Annotated in this window: 23 protein-coding genes and 4 pseudogenes; 11 read left to right on the forward strand and 16 right to left on the reverse strand. The window is 34.7% G+C overall.

What is annotated here, in order from left to right:
• Window positions 1-5: 5 nt before the first annotated feature.
• The 3 genes from ACICQD_RS06585 to ACICQD_RS06595 all read right to left on the reverse strand — a co-directional run bounded on the left by ACICQD_RS06585 (window position 6) and on the right by ACICQD_RS06595 (window position 4,133).
• Window positions 6-290 (reverse strand): BolA family protein, encoded by a 285-nt coding sequence (locus tag ACICQD_RS06585; protein ID WP_077188332.1) that lies wholly within the window; start codon window positions 288-290, stop codon window positions 6-8.
• A 70-nt stretch (window positions 291-360) separates the two neighbouring features.
• Window positions 361-2,283, reverse strand: coding sequence for a molecular chaperone DnaK (gene dnaK, locus ACICQD_RS06590; protein ID WP_012673300.1), 1,923 nt, complete (start codon window positions 2,281-2,283; stop codon window positions 361-363).
• Between the two features lie 86 nt (window positions 2,284-2,369).
• Window positions 2,370-4,133: a ribonuclease E/G gene (locus ACICQD_RS06595; RefSeq protein ID WP_095742804.1), complete on the reverse strand. Its 1,764-nt coding sequence runs from the start codon at window positions 4,131-4,133 to the stop codon at window positions 2,370-2,372.
• 149 nt (window positions 4,134-4,282) lie between these two features.
• Here ACICQD_RS06595 and rpmG point away from each other — a divergent pair, with 149 nt between their 5' ends.
• The 3 genes from rpmG to ACICQD_RS06610 all read left to right on the forward strand — a co-directional run bounded on the left by rpmG (window position 4,283) and on the right by ACICQD_RS06610 (window position 5,551).
• The gene (rpmG, locus tag ACICQD_RS06600) at window positions 4,283-4,483 is read left to right on the forward strand and encodes a 50S ribosomal protein L33 (RefSeq protein WP_010082633.1); all 201 of its coding nucleotides are present in this window, start codon (window positions 4,283-4,285) and stop codon (window positions 4,481-4,483) included.
• Between the two features lie 25 nt (window positions 4,484-4,508).
• Window positions 4,509-4,784 (forward strand): helix-turn-helix domain-containing protein, encoded by a 276-nt coding sequence (locus ACICQD_RS06605; protein ID WP_010082632.1) that lies wholly within the window; start codon window positions 4,509-4,511, stop codon window positions 4,782-4,784.
• Window positions 4,785-5,092: 308 nt separating this feature from the next.
• Window positions 5,093-5,551, forward strand: coding sequence for a transposase (locus ACICQD_RS06610; protein WP_395461774.1), 459 nt, complete (start codon window positions 5,093-5,095; stop codon window positions 5,549-5,551).
• Between the two features lie 6 nt (window positions 5,552-5,557).
• On the opposite strand, the gene ACICQD_RS06615 is transcribed toward ACICQD_RS06610, so the two are convergent.
• Window positions 5,558-6,324 (reverse strand): IS5 family transposase gene (locus ACICQD_RS06615; protein WP_395461506.1). Its coding sequence is split into 2 segments (ribosomal slippage): window positions 5,558-5,997 and window positions 5,997-6,324, totalling 768 coding nucleotides; the frame shifts between segments, so codons are not numbered across the junction.
• A 163-nt stretch (window positions 6,325-6,487) separates the two neighbouring features.
• Between ACICQD_RS06615 and ACICQD_RS06620 the strand changes: the two genes are divergently transcribed.
• On the forward strand, window positions 6,488-6,880 hold the full coding sequence (locus tag ACICQD_RS06620) for a transposase (protein WP_223823060.1): 393 nt from the start codon (window positions 6,488-6,490) through the stop codon (window positions 6,878-6,880).
• 232 nt (window positions 6,881-7,112) lie between these two features.
• Here the strand turns inward: ACICQD_RS06620 and ACICQD_RS06625 are convergent, their stop codons facing one another.
• Entirely contained in the window at window positions 7,113-7,994 is an 882-nt protein-coding gene (locus ACICQD_RS06625) for a zinc ABC transporter substrate-binding protein (RefSeq protein ID WP_395461775.1), read from the reverse strand.
• Between ACICQD_RS06625 and ACICQD_RS06630 the strand changes: the two genes are divergently transcribed.
• Window positions 7,986-8,726 carry a metal ABC transporter ATP-binding protein gene (locus ACICQD_RS06630; RefSeq protein ID WP_395461776.1) on the forward strand — a complete coding sequence of 247 codons (741 nt, stop codon included), beginning with the start codon at window positions 7,986-7,988 and terminating at the stop codon, window positions 8,724-8,726. The two genes, ACICQD_RS06625 and ACICQD_RS06630, sit on opposite strands and share 9 nt — an antisense overlap.
• Window positions 8,723-10,153 (forward strand): 2-polyprenylphenol 6-hydroxylase, encoded by a 1,431-nt coding sequence (ubiB, locus tag ACICQD_RS06635; protein ID WP_070356945.1) that lies wholly within the window; start codon window positions 8,723-8,725, stop codon window positions 10,151-10,153. Before ACICQD_RS06630 ends, ubiB begins: the two co-directional genes overlap by 4 nt.
• A 416-nt stretch (window positions 10,154-10,569) precedes the next feature.
• Here the strand turns inward: ubiB and ACICQD_RS06640 are convergent, their stop codons facing one another.
• The 4 genes and pseudogenes from ACICQD_RS06640 to ACICQD_RS06655 all read right to left on the reverse strand — a co-directional run.
• Window positions 10,570-10,905 carry a transposase gene (locus ACICQD_RS06640; RefSeq protein WP_049973597.1) on the reverse strand — a complete coding sequence of 112 codons (336 nt, stop codon included), beginning with the start codon at window positions 10,903-10,905 and terminating at the stop codon, window positions 10,570-10,572.
• Between the two features lie 167 nt (window positions 10,906-11,072).
• The gene (locus ACICQD_RS06645; RefSeq protein WP_022626382.1) at window positions 11,073-11,420 is read right to left on the reverse strand and encodes an IS630 transposase-related protein; all 348 of its coding nucleotides are present in this window, start codon (window positions 11,418-11,420) and stop codon (window positions 11,073-11,075) included.
• A gap of 177 nt (window positions 11,421-11,597) precedes the next feature.
• The gene (locus ACICQD_RS06650) at window positions 11,598-13,211 is read right to left on the reverse strand and encodes a hypothetical protein (protein WP_010962938.1); all 1,614 of its coding nucleotides are present in this window, start codon (window positions 13,209-13,211) and stop codon (window positions 11,598-11,600) included.
• Window positions 13,212-13,368: 157 nt separating this feature from the next.
• A pseudogene (locus tag ACICQD_RS06655) lies at window positions 13,369-13,776 on the reverse strand (IS4 family transposase); the annotation flags it as partial.
• Window positions 13,777-13,992: 216 nt separating this feature from the next.
• Between ACICQD_RS06655 and ACICQD_RS06660 the strand changes: the two are divergent.
• Window positions 13,993-14,932, forward strand: a pseudogene (locus tag ACICQD_RS06660) (IS110 family transposase).
• Between the two features lie 193 nt (window positions 14,933-15,125).
• Here the strand turns inward: ACICQD_RS06660 and ACICQD_RS06665 are convergent.
• The 6 genes and pseudogenes from ACICQD_RS06665 to rlmB all read right to left on the reverse strand — a co-directional run.
• Window positions 15,126-16,109: pseudogene (locus tag ACICQD_RS06665) on the reverse strand (IS4 family transposase); the annotation flags it as partial.
• A gap of 25 nt (window positions 16,110-16,134) precedes the next feature.
• Window positions 16,135-16,332 (reverse strand): hypothetical protein, encoded by a 198-nt coding sequence (locus ACICQD_RS06670; protein WP_265014090.1) that lies wholly within the window; start codon window positions 16,330-16,332, stop codon window positions 16,135-16,137.
• Window positions 16,333-16,561: 229 nt separating this feature from the next.
• Window positions 16,562-17,539, reverse strand: a complete 978-nt coding sequence (locus ACICQD_RS06675; protein ID WP_395461777.1) for a quinone oxidoreductase family protein — start codon at window positions 17,537-17,539, stop codon at window positions 16,562-16,564.
• A 170-nt stretch (window positions 17,540-17,709) separates the two neighbouring features.
• Entirely contained in the window at window positions 17,710-18,246 is a 537-nt protein-coding gene (locus ACICQD_RS06680; protein WP_006279376.1) for a cytochrome c oxidase assembly protein, read from the reverse strand.
• Complete coding sequence (locus ACICQD_RS06685; protein WP_155969329.1) at window positions 18,247-18,969, reverse strand: Bax inhibitor-1/YccA family protein; 723 nt, start codon at window positions 18,967-18,969, stop codon at window positions 18,247-18,249.
• Window positions 18,970-19,048: 79 nt separating this feature from the next.
• Entirely contained in the window at window positions 19,049-19,813 is a 765-nt protein-coding gene (gene rlmB, locus ACICQD_RS06690; RefSeq protein WP_253303421.1) for a 23S rRNA (guanosine(2251)-2'-O)-methyltransferase RlmB, read from the reverse strand.
• Between the two features lie 92 nt (window positions 19,814-19,905).
• Between rlmB and ACICQD_RS06695 the strand changes: the two genes are divergently transcribed.
• From ACICQD_RS06695 to ACICQD_RS06710, 4 genes and pseudogenes are all read left to right on the forward strand, one after another.
• Window positions 19,906-20,400: a Smr/MutS family protein gene (locus tag ACICQD_RS06695; RefSeq protein WP_264707379.1), complete on the forward strand. Its 495-nt coding sequence runs from the start codon at window positions 19,906-19,908 to the stop codon at window positions 20,398-20,400.
• A gap of 775 nt (window positions 20,401-21,175) precedes the next feature.
• Window positions 21,176-22,008: pseudogene (locus tag ACICQD_RS06700) on the forward strand (IS5 family transposase).
• A 78-nt stretch (window positions 22,009-22,086) separates the two neighbouring features.
• Window positions 22,087-22,434 carry an IS630 transposase-related protein gene (locus ACICQD_RS06705; RefSeq protein ID WP_155968342.1) on the forward strand — a complete coding sequence of 116 codons (348 nt, stop codon included), beginning with the start codon at window positions 22,087-22,089 and terminating at the stop codon, window positions 22,432-22,434.
• 28 nt (window positions 22,435-22,462) lie between these two features.
• Window positions 22,463-22,945 (forward strand): IS630 family transposase, encoded by a 483-nt coding sequence (locus ACICQD_RS06710; protein WP_231115908.1) that lies wholly within the window; start codon window positions 22,463-22,465, stop codon window positions 22,943-22,945.
• 108 nt (window positions 22,946-23,053) lie between these two features.
• Here ACICQD_RS06710 and ACICQD_RS06715 read toward each other — a convergent pair whose 3' ends face one another.
• Window positions 23,054-24,088, reverse strand: a complete 1,035-nt coding sequence (locus tag ACICQD_RS06715) for an aspartate-semialdehyde dehydrogenase (RefSeq protein WP_010962945.1) — start codon at window positions 24,086-24,088, stop codon at window positions 23,054-23,056.
• Window positions 24,089-24,101 lie beyond the last annotated feature (13 nt).

Below are 24,101 nucleotides of genomic sequence, written 5' to 3' on the forward strand. Positions count from 1 at the left end.
TTTTATTATTTATTTTTTAAATTGTACTCATCTTGCGTATACAAGTGAAGAGAAATTGCATGTATTAGCTCTATCTCACCCTTCAATAACTCATAAATCAACTTGTGTCTTTTTAGAACGCTCATTCCAATAAAGCCGTCAGATATTAATATTAATTTAATGTGCGAAGGTAATGTTGAAGATGAAGCAAAATAATGATCAGCATGCTTTGCTGATTCATCGATAATGTTGATATCAATTACATCTATCGAATCGCGTATCTTTTCTTCTATTGTTTTAATAATATCCATAATGGTTTCTTTAAGCAACAATATGCTCCTCTTGTCATCCCAGTATCAGCTACTTGGATGACAATCGCAATTACTTATTCTCTTCTTTATTATCTATGTCTTGATAATCAGAATCTACTACTTTTTCCTCTTTATCATTTGGATTTCCTTCTGATGAAAAGCCATTTTCAGCACTATTTTGTTGAGATGCTTGATACATAGCTTCTCCAAGTTTCATAGATAATTGAGAAAGATTAGTGACTTTCTGCTGTATTGAATCAGCGTCATCAATGTTATCAGATTTACTAACTTCTTTTAATTCGTTAACTGCATTTTCAATAGCAGATCTATCTTCTGGTGAAACTTTATCACCATACTCTGTCAGAGACTTTTCTGTAGAATGGACTAAGCTATCCGCTTGATTCTTCACTTCAATAAACTTTTTGCGCTTTTCATCTTCTTGCGCTTTTTCTTCAGCTTCTTTTACCATGCGATTTATTTCATCATCAGATAAACCACCTGAAGATTGAATGCGTATTTTTTGCTCTTTTCCAGTAGCTTTATCTTTTGCAGAAACGTGTGCTATTCCATTTGCATCTATATCAAATGTCACTTCAATTTGTGGCCTTCCGCGCGGAGCAGGAGGTATCCCTTCCAAACTAAACTGACCGAGTAGCTTATTATCAACTGCCAGTTTTCTTTCACCCTGATGCACCTTAATTGTAACAGCTGTTTGGTTATCTTCTGCAGTTGAAAACACCTGAGATTTTTTAGTAGGAATTGTAGTATTACGCTCAATAAGTGGAGTGAATACTCCTCCTAGAGTTTCAATACCAAGAGAAAGTGGGGTCACATCAAGTAGTAACACATCTCTTACATCACCTTGAATGATCCCCGCCTGTATTGCAGCTCCAATTGCTACAACTTCATCAGGGTTAACTCCTCTATGTGGATCTTTGCCAAAGAATTCTTTAACTTTCTCTATGACTTTTGGCATACGAGTCATGCCACCAACAAGAACCACTTCGCCAATTTGACTAGCAGATAAACCAGCATCCTCAAGAGCTTTTTTACAAGGAGCCATAGTTCTTTCGATTAAATCATTCACTAAGCTTTCAAGTTTTGCTCTCGTTAATTTCATATTTAAGTGTTTTGGACCACTTGCATCAGCTGTAATAAACGGTAGATTTATTTCCGTTTCCATTGCACTTGATAATTCAATTTTCGCTTTTTCAGCAGCTTCTTTGATTCTTTGCATAGCCATTGGATCATTTTTCAAATCAATGCCATTACTTTTCTTGAATTCATCTAGTAAATAACTCACTACTCCATTATCAAAGTCTTCACCTCCAAGATGGGTATCACCGTTTGTTGCTTTCACTTCGAAAACTCCATCACCTATTTCAAGTATTGAAACGTCAAATGTACCACCACCAAGGTCATATACTACTATTGTGTGCCCATGTTTCTTATCAAGACCATAAGCAAGTGCTGCAGCAGTCGGTTCATTTACTATTCTGAGTACATTTAATCCGGCAATTTTTCCTGCATCTTTTGTTGCTTGACGTTGAGAGTCGTTGAAGTATGCTGGCACTGTTATCACAGCATCTTTTACTTCCTCTCCAAGATAAGCTTCTGCTGCCTCTTTCATGTTTTGTAGTATAAATGCACCAATTTGACTAGGAGAATATTCTTTATTATCAGTTGTTTTAACCCATGCATCACCACTTTTTGCTGCAAATACTTTGTATGGTACACTTAGATTTTTCATCTCAGGATCACTATATTGACGGCCTATTAATCTCTTAGTAGCAAAAAAGGTATTACTTGCATTGGTGGTTGCTTGCCTTTTTGCTGGAGCACCAATCAACCTTTCTCCTGAAGAAGTCAATGCAACTATAGATGGAGTAGTTCTTGCCCCTTCTTTATTTTCTATTACCTTTGTATCCTTGCCCTGCATTATTGCAACACAAGAATTTGTTGTTCCGAGATCTATGCCTATTGCTCTTCCCATAATGAGTACCCCATTGTAAATATTATCTGATATAAGAATATATAAGTATAGGGCTCATTAATTACAAGCCCAATTTAGGTTTCTAATTAGTTATTAGAACTTAAAAGGCGCGAAAGCCACTTAGTCAGCCAAAAATTGCCTCGTAGTTTATTTGAATTATCAGCTTCTTCATTGCTGCTATCCCCAATTTGGTATCCAGAGTTCTGTAATGGCTTATAACCGTTTAAATTAACATCATCTCCTTGTTTTAAAACAAATGTATTTACATCTAAACTGTTATCAATACTAACGTTCAATGTAATATTAAACTCTTTTTCGATTGTAGAAACTGTATTGCGTTTGTTATTAAAAATGTGCGCTATAACTGCACTGTGTGCTACTAAATCAAAAGACTTATTTCGATTCTTGTTAGCAATATGTTGTAAATCCCTTAGTATTGATGAAACAATTACTTCGTTTGATTTTACTCTTCCAGTACCTTTGCAGTGTAAACACTCTGTAGTATTAATTTCTTGTATGTTTGGTTTAATTCTTTGTCTTGAAAATACCATTAAACCAAAGTCATTTATGTAGCTAAATTGAACTTTAGCTTTATCATCTTTAAACGCTTGCTTTATAGCAGACTCAACAGCTCTGCAATACTGATATTTCAACATATCAATAAAATCGACTACTATTAATCCTGATAGGCCCCTAAGATTCACCTGTCTTGATATTTCAGGTACTGCTTCCATGTTGGTTCTATAAGCTGTTTCTTCTATGCTATCTTCTCCTGTCATCTTTCCTGAATTTACGTCTATTGAAACAAACGCCTCAGTTAAAGTTATTATCAAAGACCCACCAGATGGCAATTCTACTCTATTGCTATATAACTCAGAAATTTGATCTTCGATTCCGTAGTAAGTAAAGATCGGAGCATAACCTCTATACAATCTATAGCGCAACTTACTACCTTTTAGTGCATTGTTAGCATATTGCCTAACTGCCTCAAAAGCTTCCTTTCCAGACACTATAACTTCTATACCATCGCTACAAAAATCACGAACAGATCTCATAATTACATCTGCTTCATTGTAAATTAATGATGGAACGTTTACAGAGAAGGCATTTTTTTGAATGCTCTGCCATAATGAGGATAAGTAATTGTAATCCTGCTCAATTTCTTTCTTATTTTTTCCTGAACCAACAGTTCTTACTATTAAACCTGATCTTTTTGGCAAGTTTATTGAACTCAGTATCTCCTTTAACTGCTTTCTGACATTAGCATCTTCAATTCTGCGGGACACTCCACCTTTGCTCATGGAATTTGGCATGAAAACACAGTATCTACCCACTAAAGTTATGTATGTTGTAAATGAAGCTCCTTTATTGCCTCGTTCCTCTTTAGTTAGCTGGACCAATACTTTTTGATTTACTGAAATAACATCTTGTAATTTGTATTTTTTATATAAAGGTACCTCTCTTACAAAACCACTACCTGATCCGTTGACATTCTTACTAGCTGCAGAATCTGAAGAAACATTTGCTGAGGCTTCTTCTATACAATCGTCATTTGAGTAGCCCTCAAAGATAGTTTCCTTTTCTTTTTCTGGAATGTTGAAGTAATCTAGAGATATCTCGGAAAAAGACAAAAAACCTTGCTTATTTTTCCCATATTCAATAAATACGGCTTGCAAAGAAGGCTCTATACGCTTTATATAAGCAACGTATATATTACCTCTTAATTGTTTTTTTTCCTTGAATTCTTGTTCAAATTCTACAACCTTGTTATTAATTGACAAGGCAACTCTTACCTCATTAGAACAGATAGAATTTTCTATCAATAATACCCTTTTACCACTATTTGTCACTTATTTACCGTTTGCTTTTTATTCTGAAGTTAACTTTATGCTACTTAATGCACTGTTGATTGTCAAGGATTTTGCAATCTGCATTATTCGATTGACTTTTAGTATTTTGCGTAATAAACTCGCATAGAATTTATTATATCATTATAAGTATGGCGAAAAAAAATGCTTCTTTGCTCGTTAAGTTAGTCAGCACTGCAATCAAGATAACAAAAACTGGTGAAGAAAAATCAACTGGCTATTTTTATGTAAAAAAGCGTAATCCAAAAAAGCTCACCAAAAAACTGGAGTTTAGGAAGTATGACCCAGTAGTCAGAAGGCATGTGTTATTTAAAGAAGAAAAACTAAAGTAATTTTTTTATAAGGAATTTTATTATTATGCAAAATTTACAATTAAGTTATCCTATAATAGTAGAGTTGGGGGATGTGAAAGATACAAAACTGAAATTAATAAAGGTCATTGCACAATTAATAAGTAAGAAGTACACAACACAGAAAAAAGCAGCAAACGCTCTAAAGATTGATCAACCTAAAGTATCTCAAATCAATAGGTCAAAAATCGAAGGGTTCTCCTTAGAATACTTGCTTAACTTATTGATTGTATTGGGCCAAGACATAAACGTAAGAATAAAGCATAATTCTAAACCTGCATAATATGGTATCCGTTCAGCGGAGTGGCAAAATAAGGTAGACAAGATAAATCAATCTCGGTGTCAAGCACTGGGATGACAAGGTATAAACCTTATCGTCATGCCGCCGCGAACCGTCATACCGCGATTCATTCGCGGTATCTCTAGATCCCGCTAACAAGTAGCGGGATGACGGTTATCAGGCCAGCACCCCTACGATGTCATCCCAGTGCTTGACACTGGGATGGCTTTGTTGCATCGCTCAAGTGAAAAGAACTGGCAGTTACTGACAAAATTCATTATAAATAGCCATTTAACTGTTGAAGAAAAAATATGCCACAAAAAATGAGAGTCAGTAACTGCCATGAATATAACAAATTTCTCCAAGAAAGAGGAAGCATTTTTTGTTATATCAATGACGCCATAGAAAATTGGTACGAGAATTGTCCAAAAATGCAGGGCGGCAACTATATTTATAGTGATAAAGTTGTGATTTTGGTGCATATAATCGTCAGTTTCTTTAGAATTGGTTTAAGACAAACAGTCGGGTTTATAAAAGGGTATTTGCAACAAATAGGAAGAGATTTGGCAGTTATCAGCTATTCACAAGCATCAAGAAGGTTTAAGAAACTTAATATTAAGATAAATGATTGCAGAATTGATAAAAATAATATGGAAGATATCGAAATTGCTATAGACAGTACAGGAATTAGTATATACAACAACACTCCTGGTCACAGCAAGGAAAATAGCACTGACAGAAAATATCGTGGCTATGAGAACCTGTCTTGAAAGGAACTAAGCAGCTAATTTAGCAAGCATAATAGTAATCATATTAAAGGAGATATTAGTTTTTGAAGTAAGAGGAGAATGCTCATAATCCTTGCTCATACGTCTAAAATTGGAAAGCCAAGCAAAAGTTCTTTCAACAATCCACCGTTTAGGAATAACTTGAAATCCTACAGCATCAGCTGCTTTTTTAGTAATCGTCAATAAACATCCTGTTTTCAATAAACAGTAATTTTGCAATTTACCAATATATCCCTGATCAGCGAGAAACCTTTGTAGCGTTGGAGCTTTTCGTTTAGCTTGAGTAAAAAGATTTAGAGCACCATCACGATCTTGAATGCCTGCACTATGAACATCAGCTGTAATAATTAGGCCTATTGTATCCACAATGATGTGACGTTTTCTACCCTTTATTTTCTTGCCAGCATCATATCCTCTGGATCCCCTTTTTGAGTGGTTTTCACTGATTGACTATCAATTATTCCTACCGAAGGTATTTCATTTTTGCCAACCATTTTTCTTACCTTTTTTACTAACATATCGTGTATTTCTTCCAATTTGCCACTATTACGCCACCTGAGAAAATAATCATACACCGTTTTCCATGGCGGAAAATCTTTTGGCAGCATTCTCCACTGGCAACCACCTTTCATTATGTATCTTATTGCATTAATAATTGTTCTAATATTGTGCTTTCTTGGCCGTCCTATTGCACCTTGTGCAACACTTGGCTCCAAAATTTCCCATTCTTTGTCACTTATATCACTTGGATACATTTTTACCTACTATTTTTTACTTATCTCATCATATCCTCTTTCTCATTTCTTTTCAAGACAGGCTCTCAGCAAACGAGAAAATTGCACGTAATGTTGAATATAAACAACAAAAAAGCCATAGCTGTAAAATACAGTAACGGCTGATCACTATGGAGCTTGTGATTTGCTAAAAGAAGTTGATTTTCAGCATGCCATAAAAGCACTATATGCAGATAGAGCATGTGATAGGCACAAGTTTTATAAGTTGTGTAACGAATATGATATAAAGACAAAAATTCCACCAATAAACAATGCGGCAGAACATCCAGAAATAGATTATATGTCTGACAGGAATGCTGCTATTAGGTTAATAAAATTATACGGTGAAGATGGCATGAAAGAATGGAAAAAAGAAGTAAATTATGGGAAAAGATCTTATATTGAAGGGTTTTTCTCAAGATTAAAGCAAATATTCGGATTTAGTTTTAGGAATAAATCTGAGATAAATCGAGAAAAAGAACTAAATGCTATTTGCTTAATAAATTCACTGATATTGGTATGGCTAAATTTGAGATAGTTACATGAATTTACCATAAATCACCATCTCATAAAGTGTGATGCAACAAAGCCCACTGGGATCCAGGAATTTTATTAAGTTAGTAAGCATAAAAGCAGCCATTTTATGTTAAAATACAACGTTTTGATGATTATGAAAAAGCTGGATTCCAGACTGGAATGACACCATTTGTTGTAAACTCACTTCTTCTTGATTTGTAGAACAATAAAACAGTAAGCTAAAAGGGAACTTATTACTCAACAAAACAAGACTTAAAATTTTGTGCAATGCTATTGATTATAGCTAGATATGCATCTTTTCCAGGCTCTATGTCTGATCCAATAGGATCAAGAACTACCATTTTTGCGTCATTAGAAAGGGCGTTAGGCTTTATGCTATCTTCCTGTGAATGAGCAAATATACATTTAACGTTTTCTTCCTTCATTATCTTTTTTAGCTTCATTAAACTCTTCATACCTATGTAAGAATCCTCTTCTATGGAAAGAATAGCGCTTGGATGATTTAGACCGAAATATTTTTCAAAATATTGATAAGCATCATGAGTAACGATGTATTTTTGATTTTTAAAATCATTCAGTTCTTTCATGATTTCTTTTACTTCTTGGTCTATTTTTTTTATAGCTTTTGTTGCATTAGAACTGTATCGATGGGAATTTCCTTTATCTATGTCAGACAATGTTGCACTTATAGAAAGTATCATGCTCTTTGCATTTTCGGGACTCAGCCACATGTGTAAATCTTTTTCATCTTGAATGTGAGTGATTTTTCTAGAAAATGAATGTGGCCGAGTAGGAAGTAGGTTGATTGCCTTTGACAATTGCACTAGTTCTTTATTATTTTTGGCGAAAGTTTGAACAAACGTCTCTAAGTTATCGTCAACATAAAATATAACGTCACTTGATTCTAAATTACTCGCATCAGATGGCTTTAATATATAATTATGTGCAGATGTTGCATAGCCAAGCAATTCCGGTTCTAAAATCCCTTCTGTAACAGAAGCTACAAGTGAGTGGATAGGTTTGATTGTAGCTACAACTTTTAAATTGGATGAAAAGGCAATATTATAGTATAGTGTAAGTGAAAGTAATAGAAAAAAAACCAGTAAATGTCTCATATAAACGTTGAGAAGAAGTTAAATTTTGTCAATAAATTGAATAATGTCAATAATCGTGTTCTAAAAATAGAAAATCTTGCTCTCGCATATGATGGTAAAAGAATCCTTGACAATATCAATATGTTCATGGAAAGAGGAGACATAATTACAATACTTGGTCCAAATGGTGGAGGTAAAACCTCTTTAGTGAAAGCAATTGCTGGTATAAATAAAAATTATACTGGAAATATTGTGTTAGCTGAGAACACAAAAATTAGCTACATGCCGCAAAATTTTAGTATTAGTAATTTGATGCCAATAACAGTTGAATATTTTCTTTTAAATAGCTCCTTGAAAAGACTAAAGAAAAATCAATCCATTATTACAAAAACGATAGAGTTGGCTGGTATCGGTAACATTTTGAAAAATCAAGTGTTAGAAATTTCTGCAGGGCAAACACAATTATTACTGCTTGCACGTTGTTTAATTGCAGAGCCTGACTTGATCATTCTAGATGAACCAGTTAGTGCAATGGATATTAACGCGCGGGCTAAATTTTATGATATTATAAATAAAATAGCAAAAAAACGATTGGTATCGATTCTTATGACTTCTCATGATCTTAACTCTGCTCTACCATCCTCAGATTACATAATTTGTATAAATAATACTATCTATTGCCAAGGCAAGCCTGATGAGATTATGAAAAATAGAACCCTAAATGAAATATTTAGCAGTTACGCAGCGAAATGATTCAAAATATTTTGCGTCTTCTGCACATAACTACGGTGCTGACGCGTTACAATATATTACCTTATTTACTTCCACCATCAAAAAAATCAATAAATAAAATACAAGGCCACAAGCTAAAGTGTGCTCTTGAAAAATTAGGTCCGGTGTTCATTAAGTTTGGGCAGTCTATCTCATCACGTACTGATGTTTTAAATGAGGATATAACAAATAACTTGTTATTGATATGTGATAGATTGCCATCATTTTCACATAAAATAGCAGTTAAAACTATAGAAAGTGAGTTTAATTGTAAATTGAGCGACATTTTTTCAAGCTTTTCTGAAAAGCCAATTGCAGCAGCATCGATTTCTCAGGTGCATAGAGCGGTTACAACTGAGGGTAAGGAAGTTGCTGTGAAGGTTTTAAGGCCAAATATTGAGAAAACATTCTCAAGGGATATAAAAATGCTTTCTTGGCTTGCAGAAATTGCAGAAAAATTTAGCGAACAATCAAAAAGGCTGAGGCCAATTGAATTAGTCAAAACTTTTGCTGAAATTTGCCGATTAGAGTTAGATCTACGTTTTGAAGCTGCTCACTCTTCGGAACTAAAGGAAAACACAAAAAATGACAGAGGTTTTTACGTACCTGAAATAGATTGGAATAGAACTTCGAAAAAGGTTTTAACATTAGAATGGATAGAAGCAACGCCAATATACGAAGTTGAAAAACTGAATAATCGTAAGCAAATAGCTATCAATCTTATAGAATCGTTTTGCAATCAAGTATACAGGGATTGTTTTTTTCATGCTGATATGCATCCTGGAAATCTAATGGTTGATAGTAATAACAATATTATTGCCCTGGATTGTGGAATCATGGGTAGAATAGATCGTGAGACATGCTATTACGTTATAGAGATACTCAAAGGCTTTTTAAATCGGGATTATGATCACGTTGCAAAAATGCACTTTAGGGCTGGTTATGTTTCATCACAGCATAGAAATTTTGTCACAGCTTGCAGGGCAATAGGTGAACCCATTATTGGGCAGCCTATACAGAAGATTTCATTTGCTAGTTTACTTGCTCAGCTATTAAAAATAACTGGTGATTTTGATATGAAAGTTCAAACACAATTGTTATTGCTGCAGAAAACTATGATTTTACTGGAAGGGACATGTAGAAAGATCTACTCAGAAATCAATATGTGGAAAGTAGTTGAAGCGTGGATAAGCAGTCAACATGAAAATAAAATAGGGTATAGGGAAAAAATTAGAAGTTCTTATCCTGTAAAAACAATCCAAGGGATATTTAGCCTTATAGAAAAATTAAACCTAATAGCTGATAAAAAATTAGAAAACATCCAAATTAAAAATAAATCAAATGGAAAAGTCTATTTTTTATTGTGGTTTGTAATTATAATTCTAATCGTTAAACTTTTAATTTCTTAAACTATGGGAAAAAACTGCGTCAAATCCAATTTTTATTCAACTTAATTTTTAATCTGCAGGAGCCGAGTTGAGAATGTCCAATTTTCCACTTTCTTTATGTATCTGTTCAGCAGAGTGGCAAAATAAGGTAGACGAGAAAAGACAACTATAGGAACAAATGGGTGTCATGCCAGTGCGTGACACTGGCCTCTTGTTTCAATGTTAAACAAAATACCATAGAATTCAAAAAGACAATTCCTAGAAAATTTCTACATCCAAAAAAGGCATAAGTTATGTTAATGCTGTTTGAATGAGATGATATAAAGATAAGCCAAATTTTTACAAAGAAAACATTTCAAGCAGCAAGACACCTTTGATTGAAAGAGAGCACCAAATTTATGGGGTGAGTAACTGCGCTATTTCAACTATAGTATTTTCTAAAACGAATGATAAACGTCTAAAATGGTATTACCAACTAAAAGGTGTAAGTCTGTACATTGATGCATTAGAGGTCTGAGGCAACTTTTGATGGTGTGCCAACAATGCTCTATCGGATTTAGATCAGGTGAATATGTTGGAAGATAAAGCAAATGACAGCCAAAAGACTCTATTAATGACTTTGTTTTGGGAGTTTTATGGAATGTAGCATTATCCATAACTATGGTTGTATCACGCTGTAATTGTGGAAGTAATCTTCGCTCTAACCATACATTAAATATATCTTTATTACACCCTCCTGTGAAGGTCATTGGTGCAATAAACTTCTCATCCACCTATTATACTCACTCTTTCCCGCTTTTTTCCTGGAACATCAGCATATATTTTTTCTCCTCTTGGAGCTCGTGCATATTCTCGGTATAGTCTATTATCAACTCCTGCTTCATCTATATATAAAATGCTACAGTGGTCTATTTTTGAGACTTTATCGATAAATTGCTGCCTATCTTCTTGATTGCGCTCTTGATAGAATGTGACTTTTTTTAAAGGTTATTTTTAGCTGTCTTAATCTATACCAAATTGCACTTATCCCAAAGCCAAGGTTTTGTTTCATTTCTGCTAGTGTGTGATCTGGGTGTTTTTTGACATATTCTTTGAGTATTTCTGGATCTATTTTTCGAATAAAACCAGTACTTTTTACCGCTTTGAGACCTTGGCCAGTAGCTTTCTTTTTTAGCCATCTATATAGTGTTGCTATCCCTATCTCAAAAACCTCTGCAACTTCAACCTTTGACTTTCCTTTTTCTACCAAAGACACTGCTTTTTCCCTTAAATCTACACTATATACCATCGCTTTCCCTACTTTAAAAAAACATATTATACCTTTATCATTCGCTTTTGAAAATACTATAGTTAGCGGAATGACGGTTTTTCAAATTGTCGGTAAATCTAAGTCAGTTTAGCTATAATTTCCTAAATTTGCTCACAATCTCTTGACTTGACACATATGTTTTTTTCCCAAATGTTACTATCTTCCTCCTTTTCCTTTCTCAATTTGTGCAACCATTTCCTTTACATTTGCATGCGTGAGAAGGGAATTTTTGCTGACATGAGATTTTGGATCAGATTTTGCTGTTACGTGTTTCGTTGCAGATCTTTTATTCTCTGTTAGAAATGAATGAGATTGTTTTTTCTTCACACCGATATCCGCTTGTGCTGCTGGAGTGGTTTTGCTTTCAGCAAGCTGTACATTAGCATTTCCTTTTGCTTGATTTTGCTCAAATTTTTCTTTTAATGCCTTTACTTTACTGCCCATCTCGCGATTAGCTCCTCCTTTCATAGTAGCTGCTGCTACTTTTGGTATCGCCTTACCAGCAGCTTTTTGTGCTGATTTCCTATTGTCTTGATTTTCAGATTTTAGTGGTACTCTTTCAGCTGATTTTTTAAGAATTACTCCTACTACTTTTGGCTCTGTGCTTACTTTTTGATTAGCACGGCTTAGATTTTTAGGCTTTGGCGGTACTGCAGGTTTATCTTTGATTACCACTTTCGATTCTTGTCTAACTTCTTGACCAGTAGTAAACATTTTTTTTGGCACTTGCGGTGGTTTTGGTGGTACGAGGGATTGAGGTTGTTGTTTCTGCTTACGTTCTCTTTTTGCTTCTATATGTTCTTTAGGAACTGTTGCATAAATTGGCTCTTCTTTGGGCGATTTTGAACTCTGCGAATTTTCTATTAAAATTTTACTCTTCTTCTCTTGATAATTTGATATCTCTTTGTATACAGACTCTTCATTTAATGAACTTCCATAGCCTGAATCTTCTCTCTGCTCATATAAAGGATTTTCCTTTTGCTTTTTCTCTTGATAATTTGATATGTCTTCATATTCAGACCCCTGATCTAATGAACTTTCATAGCCTGAATCCTCAGAAGGATTTTCCTTAGCATCAGGCATACTAAAACTATTAGCTCCTTTTAGTAAAGAAGATGTAGACTTTGCCTTGCTTTCTCCATCTGAGGATATTTCTGATTTAAAGCGTACCTTCCTCGAATCTGGAGCAGCCGGAGGTGCTGTTGTTGGTCGCTTTATTTGCCTCATGCGATTACCACCTAATTTTTCTTTCGGCTGTTCTTCTTTTCGCAGCTCAAAAGTACCTTCCTTTTGCTTTCTACCTTCCAAACTCACTTCGTGTGATCTATCTTTTCCTTGACTCTTTTCACTTTGTTCTAAATTTAAAGAATCTTTTAAAATATTATTTTTTCTGAAATCTTTTTCTAATTGTTCCAAGAGATCAATTTTTTTTAAAATTCTTGTATACTTAGCTGCTGTTTCTAAAGTGAAACTTGACAACTCATCATTTACAAAATTACTTATACTACTGTTCTTGGTTGGAAAATTTTTTCCCAAAATTCTATTCATTAATGTTTTAAAAAGACCTAATGGCTGTTCTACATAATTGTTCAAGTCAGTATATATAACAAACTCAGCTATACCTTTTGCCTCACCTGTAAAACCTTCTAATGCATGAGATAAATCCCTTAACGTTTTGTTATATTGTTTCTCTGCATTTCCTAGCTTTACAGCTTTGATCAGAGAATCGAGATTTTTTTTATAGTTCTCACTTTTAAATGGATTATTCATACTAATTACAGCTCATTATTTATTAAAATATAGATCTAAAATATTAAGATCTAGTAAATATTACTTTTGTAATTCATGTAGAACTATAGCTATAATAAGTAAGATTTCCCTACGTCATACCGCCGCGGTATCTCCAGATCCCCCTAACAACTTACTATTACCCACAAATATAAAGTTCGTGAGCAAGTCGCCATCCTTCTGCTAAATCAAAGAGACGTTTATATCCTTTCCAAAGAGTAATTGGTCCTGGTTTTGGGTCATTTTTTCTTGCTAAATGGCCTCCAAGTTCATGAAACAGCTTCTTTTATGTTGGGAACTACACTTGGACATGGTTTTCTGTGTATTTTAACGTATAAAACTTTCCATTCTTCTTCAGCTAATAAGGTAGTACATGGTAATGTTGGGTTAGCTCTTGCAATTGATGTAATAAAGAAGATCCTCCAAGCAATAATACTCATAACTGTTAGATATCTCATTAGTCTTTCTGCTATTCCAAGCCTACATTCTTCAACTTTGAGACCGGATTTAAAATTTTATGTAATATCTCTATTTTCCATCTAAGGCAATTGTAAGTTAAAAACGTGATATAAAAGAGATAAGAGAGAAAGATAACCCTGCTCACTAGGAATAGCGGGCGTGCGCGACCGAAAGGAAATTGGTATTACAACCGTTGGTATCAAGGTACGCTAGCCCTATCTCTCGATACGTTTGAATAGTTGCTTGGGACATATATATGCACCCGTTTACAATCTTAAATTAACTAAAACTATCGAGGTTTATTATGGTTACATCTTATCAAAATTTTATTGGCATTGACATCGGAAAATTTAAAAATGTCGTTGCAATTCACAAACAGAAGAATGCTGTCGAATTTGATAATAATGCTTCTGGTTGGCAACAATTATTTCAAGAGTTTTCAGATATTCTACCTAATGCTTTAGTGACTTTAGAAAATACAGGGAAATATGAGCTTGGCTTATCACATTTTCTTACCGACAAAAATATTGCCGTGCATCGAGCTAATACTCGTAAAGTAAAAAGCTTTATTTTATCTCACGGAACTTTAGCAAAGTCTAGATGCAAGAGCTCTTGCTCAATATGGATTTGAACGCCATAGAACTATCTCTCTATTTGTACCTACCTCTACAGAACAATCAACTTTGGCTGCACTTTGTCAACGTCGTGATGATATTACGCAAATGAGAACTCAAGAAAAATGCAGACTTGAAGCACCGGAAAATGATCATATAAAAGAAAGCTGTCAAAAGACCATTGAGTTTTTCGATAGTCAAATAAACGAACTCAATGATACTATACAAAAGATTATTGATGAAAGCCGCGAATTACAACAACGCCAAAAAATTCTTAAAACAGTTCCTGGAATAGGTAAAAAGTTATCACAAGATTTTTTGTGTTTAATGCCAGAGCTTGGTTACTTAAATAGAAAAGAAGTAGCAAGTCTTGCCGGAGTTGCACCGCATCCAAAAGAAAGTGGTAAAGCTGTTGGTTACCGAAGGATTACAGGTGGTAGAAGTAACGTTCGTTCAAAGCTCTTTACAGCCGCTATGGCTGCTACAAGGTCAAAATCTATACTTGGCGCCTTTTATTCTAAGCTTGTTGAAAGTGGTAAGAAGAAGATGGTGGCTATAACAGCCCTAATGCGTAAAATTATAGTAATTGCTAATACAAGACTTAAAGAAGCAATTAATTTGCATACTTAAAAATCTTCACAACGGTAACTGAAATTGGCTAATGAATATGTGCGTCCACACAGACTTAAAGCACATATTCATTAGCTTAAGCAGAAATTGCTGTGGTAGCTGTTTGATATAAAATTCTATTTCTATGACAAACGGGTTTTTATTGCCCATATAATTTGCAAAATTACACAAATAAAAAAATTTTTAAAAAACATAGTTGATACCAACTAATTTTTTCAACAGCTTCATCGAAAGTATTAACTGAAAGATTCGTTAATAGCATCCATTCTAGCGGTTTTTTTTTAAGGGAAGGGGAGTTTTCTCAACAACATAAACTGCATAAAGTGGTAATTTAGGTAGTTCTTCCGTCTTATGCCTAATATTATTCTTAGATGGATTCATCATAAACTTTCCAAATCTAACTTCCAAACGTGCTGTTCTTTTTGGCTTATTATCTTTTACAGGAACTTCAACTTCTACCGTACCTGCACAATGAGAGGATTTAATAAATGCCCATAACTTCTGCTCACCTTTTTCAGGATATCGAGATTTTCTATTTACTGCTCTATCTCTGCATGCTCTAACTAGCACTGCCGAATTAAGACTATGTGCAAGCTCAAAAAAGTCATATATATCTGCTTCTCTATCGCATACAGTTATAGTCTCAGTTTGAGTTGGATCAATAATATTATTTGTTTTTCTTAAAGTTTCCAACCACTTTACGCTTTCTTTATCTTCAATGCGATCGCTCTTTTTTTTAAGGTTCTCAGTTTCTTCAGGTCTTGAATAAACTTTTTGATCTAGTATCCCTAGTACCAAACCTTCTATACTAACGGCAAGAGCTGTATGCATTATAATACCTTTTGCAGTATCATAACTGGACAAATTTGCTAATCCGCTTGTTTTTTTATGGTTATTATATACAATGTAACTGGTATCTTGAATGACAAGAACCCTCTTGTGAGCTTTTGTTCTCTCAACCGTCTTATTAATATGTGTAGCTAAAATATCACTTTCTTTTACATTCTCATTTTGAAAAAAACGTTATGCTGTTTTTGCTTCTGACCAACTTTCACATGCTTGATTAATCTAACTTTCAGGTAATTTTGTCAAACATATCAGCAATCTTTACTAATCGCTCAGTTAACCTTTTATCTCCAAATTCATTTTTAGCCCATTCACTACTTTTACTTGCCATTTTACACCCTCAATATTTGCAAACTTTAATATTGTAATATTTTACTTTTTAGTCCATTTATATTTGTGGGTAATAGTAAGGAATGACACCGTCTTGGATGGAAACCAGTGTCAGCTACTTTCATGACACCATCATAAGGTGAAACTGGATCCCAGTGTTTGGGCACTGGGATGACAAGAAGAGAGCACTGGAATGACAGGAGAAGGGGGGCTACTACCGTCATAAAGGAACCAGTGTCAGCTACTCGGATGATACCTTCTTTCTACTTAGTTTGGGTTATGCAAGAAGTCTATTCGCGGTATAGATTCCGCTAACACGTAGCGGGATGACGGTTGTCGGTAAATCTAAGTCAGTTTAGCTATATGCTTTTAATTCCCCCAAAAGGAGAATGAAATATGTGAAATTCTAGTTGATATAATTTAATGAATGGTTAGTTTAAATTACTAATTTATTTAAGAGACTTTGATGATATTTAGCCCACTCGCTTTTCTATTTTCCATATCACGATGTGCTTGAATTATTTCATCAAATTTATATTTTTTATTGATCCGTACAGTTAAAAGTTTTTTTCTTATCATCTCGAAGATTTCCATTGTGGTAAGCACTAATGTGAATCTATCATGCTTATAATGGTATATTGAGGTTCCAGTTGCAAATAACGAACGTGAACTAAGTAAAGAAAAACTAATAGGAGCGTTACCTGATATCTGCCCATAGGAAACGTATATGCCGAACCTGCCTAAAGATTCAAAAGAGAGCTTACTTGTAGCGTAACCTATGGGGTCATACACTGCACCTACTCCTCTGTTTTGCGTAATCTCCATAATTTTAGAAACGAAGTCTTTATCATTGTAGTTTATTGCGTATGTGCAGCCACTTTGTAAAGCTATCTTCATTTTTTCATCAGAGCTTACAGAACCTATCACTACACCTTTTTTATCCTTTGCCCATTGACATATTATTTGCCCTAAGCCACCATTAGCTCCATAAACTAGCACGAAAGCACCAGGCCTGATTTTATAAGATTGATTAACTAAATAGTGAGCTGTCATACCTTTAAACAGCACTGCAGCAGCAACTTCATCAGATATGTCATCTGGAATTTTTATCAGATATTTCTGGTGTATAATGCGCTTTTCACAATATGCCCCTGGAGGAGCTGTGCAATATCCAACTCTGTCTCCAACTTTGAATCCATCACTGATTTTTTTATCAAGTTTTTCAATAACCCCAACTGCTTCCACTCCAAGCACTGATGGTAAATTTTTAATTTTGCGTGTACCTTTTCTGTGCTCTAAATCATAACGATTTAAGCCGATAGTTGTGTGACGCACTAAGACTTCCTCGCCTTTTGGCTCACCTATGCTCTTATCTACAAATTCTAATACTTCTGGTCCCCCAGTTTTTTTAATTTGTATAGCTCTAACCATGATGAATATTAAGACAAAAACTTTGATTATGTTATCTAACAATTAATATTTTGCAAAGTTATTGTTTTCACAATCAATAGACTTCTTGCGTTACCTCCTGTCATTCCAGTGTCAGCTACTTGGATGACACCCTATTGATTACTGAAATGACATGGTTTGCAAACATTCTGTTACTTAAGCTTAAAAAACGTGTATGACAGTGTTATTTCGCTCAAATCTTTTGTATTGTTATCAAGCATTATCTCAGGATCTATATAAAAAGATACGGGCATAGCTGCTTTTTGTTTTGGTAGCAACATTTGTTCTTCAAAACAAAAGCATGCAATTTTATTGAAATACTTACCTGCTTTGAAAGGCGTAACGTTATACACCGCCATTCCAAATGAAGGCTGATCAGATAGATTTTTTGCGTAATAAAACGCTAAACTTTGTTCTCCTATGTTTACGTCAACGTAGTTAGTTTCTGATTTAAACTCCCAAGGTAGATCGGACATTATATCAGCATTGAAATGGACCCTGATCTTTTGGTTAGTTATATTTGTTGTTGTGTTAGTTACTTTTCTTATTGTGCCACCATACCCAGTAGCTTTACAGAAAATGCTATATAGAGGTACCGATGCATATGCAAGACATATCATCGACACAACTAAAGATACTAAAAAGAAAACTATAGAATTCTTACTGCCTTTCCTTAAAAAGGAAAACATCTAATCCCTATTGTTGAACAAGTTAAGTAACCTGAGTAGATTGAGAAACATATTAATAAAGTCAAAATAAAGATTAGTTGCACCGAGTATTGCCAATTTAGTAGTAGCAACTTCTGATCCGTCATTATGTTTATAATAAACGTCCTTGATTCTTTGAGCATCATACGCAGTCATTAAGGTAAAGACTATTACTGATATGAACGATATTGCAAAGTGGAGAGGACTACTTCCAAGAAATAAATTTACTATAGACGCAATGATTAACCCCCAAACTCCCATAATCAAGAAAGAGCCCATACTTGTAAGATCTCTTTTTGTAGTATTGCCATATAAAGCCATAGAGCCAAACATGATTGATGTAATGAAAAACGCCCTTGCTATATTTTCTGCAGTATAAACTATAAAAACATAAGATAAGGAAAGCCCCATTAACACTGAGAACGAGAAAAATATAGTAACGGCAGACTGAGCACTTAGGTGTTGAATTCTATAAGACATGTAGAACACCAATGCAACCGGAGATAACATTACCACAAGCGATAGAACGGGATTAGAATAAATTACTTGAAAAAGACCAGAAAATACTGTTAAAAATGCAACAAGCCCTGTGACGCCCAAAGCTAAAGCCATGTAATTGTATACTTTAGTTAGGTAACTTCTAAGCCCAGCGCTATAGTAAACGCCTTGAGAGCGAATATCCTGTTCATTTCTCATATAAGACATAATATAACTCCTTTTGTCCATTATTTAACACATTATAATATAAAACCACATTTTTATCAAGTGTTTTTATTATAAACAGCTATGCGCTGGCATTTGTTTTAATATAAATAGAATATAGGCCTATTGCTGCTGCATTTGAAACATTTAAGCTGTCAATTACGTTTGATATTGGGATCTTTAAAAGATAATCACAATTTTCTTTAACTAACCTCCGCATTCCTTTCTCTTCAGAACCAAAAATAATTACTCTTTTTTTCTCAAGACTCTTTATTTCATCTATATTTTCTTTAGCATTGCAATCAAACCCGTAACACCAGTAGCCGACCTTTTTTAAATACTGCATAGTTTTTACTATATTTGTAACGTATATTAGCGGAACAATATCTAAAGCCCCACTTGCTGCTTTTGCAATAGATGCATTTTCACTCGGTGAATGGTTATGTGGTAAAACCAATGCGTTGACATTAAAACAAGCTGAAGTTCTTAAAATCGACCCAATATTGTGCGTGTCAGTGACTTGATCTAAAATGACTATAGTAGAGCTGTCGTTTGAGCTTTCAGCTACTTCTTCGATGCTTAAGTTATAAAGAATAGGGGCAACATTTAAAGCAATTCCTTGATGGTTAGCACCTTTAGATAAAACGTCATTAAGTATTTTGTTTTCTACTAATCGAACTTTAATGTCCTTACTATTTACACATTGCCTAATTTCTTTTTCATGTTCTCTATAGAAATTTTCTGTTACTAACAGTTCTATACACTGCCTATTTTTATTCTTCAGTGCTGACATGCAGGTGTGCTTTCCATACAGCCAAAAATTCTCATTAGTTTTTGACGATTTCATCGTATTATCGAAAATCGGGTTTTTATAGAATAAGCAACATTTTACTATGTTTGGATATTGTTGTAAAATTATACAATTCGATTAATGCGTTTATGTCGGACGATGAGTTGGATTGGCAAAAAAATGTTAAGCCAATAGAATGTGGAAAAGTTACTTTGAAAGTTGATCATAAAGTAAATATAAAGTCTATGGTTGATAAAGGTACCTCCGACTTACAAAGGAATTTTCTTAATACCAATAATGGTAACTCATCATTTTGTCTTGACAAAAACACAAAATCAAAAGTTGATAGGGGTAAATATTTTATAAGCGATAAGCTCGATTTGCACGGCTATAGTATAGAGGATGCTTACTGTAAATTGATAGATTTTATTATCAAAAATTATCGAGCAGGAAATAGATGTTTATTGGTAATTACGGGATACGGCAGTGCAACAAATAAAACAGACACTATAAAGAGTAACTTAAATAAATGGTTAAATGACACTAAAATCCAGCATATGGTTCTATACTACCAACAAGCTACGAAAAAACATGGTGGTAAAGGGGCTTTTTATGTTTTATTAAGAAGGCTTAGGCCCTATTAGCTGCTTAAGTTTCCTTTTAAGCCTTAATTTTTCTTGTATAACCATACAGTGTTCGGCAGCGCGTGACGCACAACTGTGCGAACATTGTGATTTGGGTCTACCAGGAAGGATGTCTCCCAGTACCTCTTTTCCCGTCATCCCGCTACGTGTTAGCGGGATCTCATTTCACTTTATGAGGGTGTCATCCGAATAGCTTGACTACTTGGATCCAGATTGGATACTGAGTTGGTGAGTATAAAAGTATAGCTTCTACGTCATACCGCCGCGGTATCTCAGCCGCTAACAAGTAGCGGGGTGACGAGTTACTATACCGCTGCGAACCGTCATACCGCGATTTATTCCATAGCTGTACGAACATTCATTTTTGAAGGTAAACTGCACAGCAAATGGTGTCATTCCAGTGCTTGACACTGGAATCCAGCCGGCTTTGTTGCATCGCTAGCTATGATGGATTAAAGATAAAAAAGGTGGAGAATATCAGTAGCTTATTATTCTGGTATTTATAACAAGAACGGTCAGTGAATACCTAAATTTGAGTAAAAGAAATTTCACTACCACTCACTAATCCGGCTAAAATTCAAGAATTTCAATGCTTTAGCTATTTTCAATAGAATTAAATTTATTAATATAAATAACAAGTTACTATTCTTAAATTTGATCAGATTGATTGCAAAAAAAACAAGATTTTCAATAAGTTGCTTATAATCCTAATTATAGAGGTTGTCCGGAAACAAGTAAAAGGCTATAATATCTGAAATTTTAGTACGGGGTAAAGATGAGAAAAAAGTATCCAACAGATCTAAGCGAAAGGGAATGGGCAAGAATAGAAAAACACTTCAGAGTATCATACAAGAAAGGAGGAAGGCCGCCAAAGTATAGCAAAAAAGAAATATTAGAAGCAATTTTCTATGTATTGCGTACAGGGTGTCAATGGCGGTATTTACCAAATGATTTTCCGCTATGGAAGACTGTGTATGAGCAGTTCAGGCAATGGAAGAAGCAGGGAATTTTTGAGAAAATGAATTATGAAATTACAAAATATAGTAGAAGAAAAATAGGAAGGAATGAGCAGCCGAGTGCCTGTATAGTAGATAGTCAATCTGTAAAGACTACAGAAAAGGGGGGATCAAAGGCTATGATGGAAGTAAAAAAGTAAAGGGTAGAAAAAGGCATATAATTACAGACACTCAGGGTTTTATACTAGGTTGTTACGTAGGCGCTGCTAACGAAAATGATAGAGATGGTATTAAAATAGCATTAAACAATATGAGAACAAAATATACTAAAGTTAAAAAAATGTGGGCTGACATGGGATACCAAGGAAGAAATTTAAAGAATCACATAAAGGAAGAATATGACATAGATATTGAAATTGTTAAAAGGCCTCCATGTAGATTTTGGGTGCACAAAGATACGCCACCTGAGCTACTACCAACAAGAGAACAAGGGTTTAAAGTACAGCCAAGAAGATGGGTTGTAGAAAGGACTTTTGCTTGGGTTAATAGGAATAGAAGGCTATCGAAGGAGTATGATTTACTCACAACATCCACTGAGAATTTCATATACCTAGCTATGAGTAGGGTTATGTTAAAGAGGGAATATGCTTGAATTTACTAGTTTCCGGACAACCTCATATAGTACTTCCCAAAGTAAATGATAAAGGTATAATAAGCTATTTGAGTTATAATGGCGTATAGTGTGGATTTAAGGGAAAGGGCAGTATCGATGATAGAAAAAGGGAAGTCAAAGGTTGAGGTGGCAGAGCTTTTGGAGATAGGAATAGCAACTCTGTACCGCTGGTTAAGAAAGAAAGCCGCTGGTGAAAGCCTAAGGCCATCGAAAAACGGCAGCTTTATTCGAAAAATAGACCCAAAAATACTCGAAGAATATGTTAAAAAGAATCCAGATCATACGCTGGCAGAGATGAAACAAAATCTTGGATTTGGAATAAATTCAATTTGGTATAGGCTGAAACAGCTAAGAATTACTTTAAAAAAAAGTTACACTATATCAAGAGCGCAATCAAGAAGATAGGCAGCGATTTACCGATAAAATCTCAAAAATAGACCATTCCAGCATCTTATATATAGATGAAGCAGGAGTTGATAATAGGTTATACCGAGAGTATGGACGTGCTCCAATAGGAAAGAAAATTTATGCAGATATTCCAGGAAGAAAACGAGAGAGAATCAGTATAATAGGCGGGTGGATTGGAAAGAGATTTATTGCACCAATGACTTTCAAAGGTGGGTGTGACAAAGAGGTATTCAATACATGGTTAGAGAAGATGTTATTACCTAAATTGCCACATGGTACTACAATAGTTATGGACAATGCCACATTCCATAAAACTCCCAAAACAAAGGAGTTAATAGATAATGCTAGATGCCGTTTGCTCTATCTACCAACATATTCACCAGATTTGAACCCTATAGAGCATTGTTGGAATACCATCAAAAGCCGCCTCAGACCTTTAATGCATAAATATACAGACTTACAACTTTTGGTTGGTAATACCATAATGGAAATTTATCATTCATTTTAGAAAATACTATAGTTAGCCTTTCATAAGTAGCGATGCAACAAAGCCATTCCAGCGTCACGCGCTGCCATGTGATATACAATTTCCTTCGAATTACAACGTACGTGCGCTCTATATGCACTTGATTGACAAATGCTCTCTTATCAAAATCTCAAGAATCTGCACTATATTTAATGCTGCGCCTTTGCGCAGGTTGTCAGCCACTATCCACATATTTAATCCGTGCTCAACAGTATTGTCTCTTCTAATACGCGATACATATACAGCATTCTCCTGTACAACATCAATTTGAGTTATGTATTCACTATCTTCACGCCTGTTGTACACTAAAACTCCACTATCTTCGGCTTCACTTAGCACTTCACGAGCTTGTTCTTCAGTGATATGTTGATCAAATTCCACATTTACTGCCATAGCGTGACCGATAAAGACGGGTACCCTTACACAAGTTGCAGTAACTTTTATATCTTCCTCTAAAATTTTTTTTGTCTCCTCTTGCATTTTCCATTCCTCTTCTGTAGAGCCATTTTCCATGAATTCTCCTACATGGGGAATGCAATTGAATGCTATTTGCTTAGAGAATATCTTGGGTTTTTTAGCTTCGTTCATAAAGATTTTTTTTGTCTGGTCATAGAGCTCATCCATTGCTGCTTTGCCTGCACCAGAAGTTGATTGATAAGTTGAAGCAACGATTCTCTTTATTTTTGCTTTTTGGTGTAATAGATGTAGTACTAGCAGCATCTGTATTGTAGTACAGTTTGGATTGGATATTATGTTGTGGTTTTTATATTCCATAATTTTTTCTTTATTAATCTCTGGAATAATGAGTGGCACACCCTCTTTCATTCTAAAATGGGAACTGTTATCTATCACGATGCATCCAGCCTGTGTTGCAATTGGTACATACTCTTCAGAAACATGAGATCCAGCACAGAAAATGGCTACATTAGTTCCAACGAAGTCATAATCCTCAAGGCATAAAACTGTTAACTCTTTGTCACCAAAGCTCACCTTCTTCCCTTCTGATTTTTTCGATGCAAGTGCAATAACGCAATCTATCGCCTCATCTTGAAATTCAGCAAGCGTGCTTAATACCTCACGCCCTACTCTTCCGGTTGCTCCAATAACAGCAATTTTGTATCTCATATAGATGAACCTC

Origin of the sequence: Wolbachia endosymbiont (group A) of Therophilus tumidulus, from assembly GCF_964277345.1 — a bacterium.
GTDB lineage: Bacteria > Pseudomonadota > Alphaproteobacteria > Rickettsiales > Anaplasmataceae > Wolbachia > Wolbachia pipientis.

Excerpts from the sequence above, each read along its gene's own strand:
- ACICQD_RS06585 (WP_077188332.1), bottom strand. The coding sequence starts at position 290 with ATGGATATTATTAAAACAATAGAAGAAAAGATACGCGATTCGATAGAT.
- dnaK (WP_012673300.1), bottom strand. The coding sequence starts at position 2,283 with ATGGGAAGAGCAATAGGCATAGATCTCGGAACAACAAATTCTTGTGTT.
- rpmG (WP_010082633.1), top strand. The coding sequence starts at position 4,283 with ATGGCGAAAAAAAATGCTTCTTTGCTCGTTAAGTTAGTCAGCACTGCA.
- ACICQD_RS06605 (WP_010082632.1), top strand. The coding sequence starts at position 4,509 with ATGCAAAATTTACAATTAAGTTATCCTATAATAGTAGAGTTGGGGGAT.
- ACICQD_RS06610 (WP_395461774.1), top strand. The coding sequence starts at position 5,093 with ATGCCACAAAAAATGAGAGTCAGTAACTGCCATGAATATAACAAATTT.
- ACICQD_RS06630 (WP_395461776.1), top strand. The coding sequence starts at position 7,986 with ATGTCTCATATAAACGTTGAGAAGAAGTTAAATTTTGTCAATAAATTG.
- ACICQD_RS06625 (WP_395461775.1), bottom strand. The coding sequence starts at position 7,994 with ATGAGACATTTACTGGTTTTTTTTCTATTACTTTCACTTACACTATAC.
- ubiB (WP_070356945.1), top strand. The coding sequence starts at position 8,723 with ATGATTCAAAATATTTTGCGTCTTCTGCACATAACTACGGTGCTGACG.
- ACICQD_RS06645 (WP_022626382.1), bottom strand. The coding sequence starts at position 11,420 with ATGGTATATAGTGTAGATTTAAGGGAAAAAGCAGTGTCTTTGGTAGAA.
- ACICQD_RS06650 (WP_010962938.1), bottom strand. The coding sequence starts at position 13,211 with ATGAATAATCCATTTAAAAGTGAGAACTATAAAAAAAATCTCGATTCT.
- ACICQD_RS06670 (WP_265014090.1), bottom strand. The coding sequence starts at position 16,332 with ATGACGGTAGTAGCCCCCCTTCTCCTGTCATTCCAGTGCTCTCTTCTT.
- ACICQD_RS06675 (WP_395461777.1), bottom strand. The coding sequence starts at position 17,539 with ATGGTTAGAGCTATACAAATTAAAAAAACTGGGGGACCAGAAGTATTA.
- ACICQD_RS06680 (WP_006279376.1), bottom strand. The coding sequence starts at position 18,246 with ATGTTTTCCTTTTTAAGGAAAGGCAGTAAGAATTCTATAGTTTTCTTT.
- ACICQD_RS06685 (WP_155969329.1), bottom strand. The coding sequence starts at position 18,969 with ATGTCTTATATGAGAAATGAACAGGATATTCGCTCTCAAGGCGTTTAC.
- rlmB (WP_253303421.1), bottom strand. The coding sequence starts at position 19,813 with ATGAAATCGTCAAAAACTAATGAGAATTTTTGGCTGTATGGAAAGCAC.
- ACICQD_RS06695 (WP_264707379.1), top strand. The coding sequence starts at position 19,906 with ATGTCGGACGATGAGTTGGATTGGCAAAAAAATGTTAAGCCAATAGAA.
- ACICQD_RS06705 (WP_155968342.1), top strand. The coding sequence starts at position 22,087 with ATGGCGTATAGTGTGGATTTAAGGGAAAGGGCAGTATCGATGATAGAA.
- ACICQD_RS06715 (WP_010962945.1), bottom strand. The coding sequence starts at position 24,088 with ATGAGATACAAAATTGCTGTTATTGGAGCAACCGGAAGAGTAGGGCGT.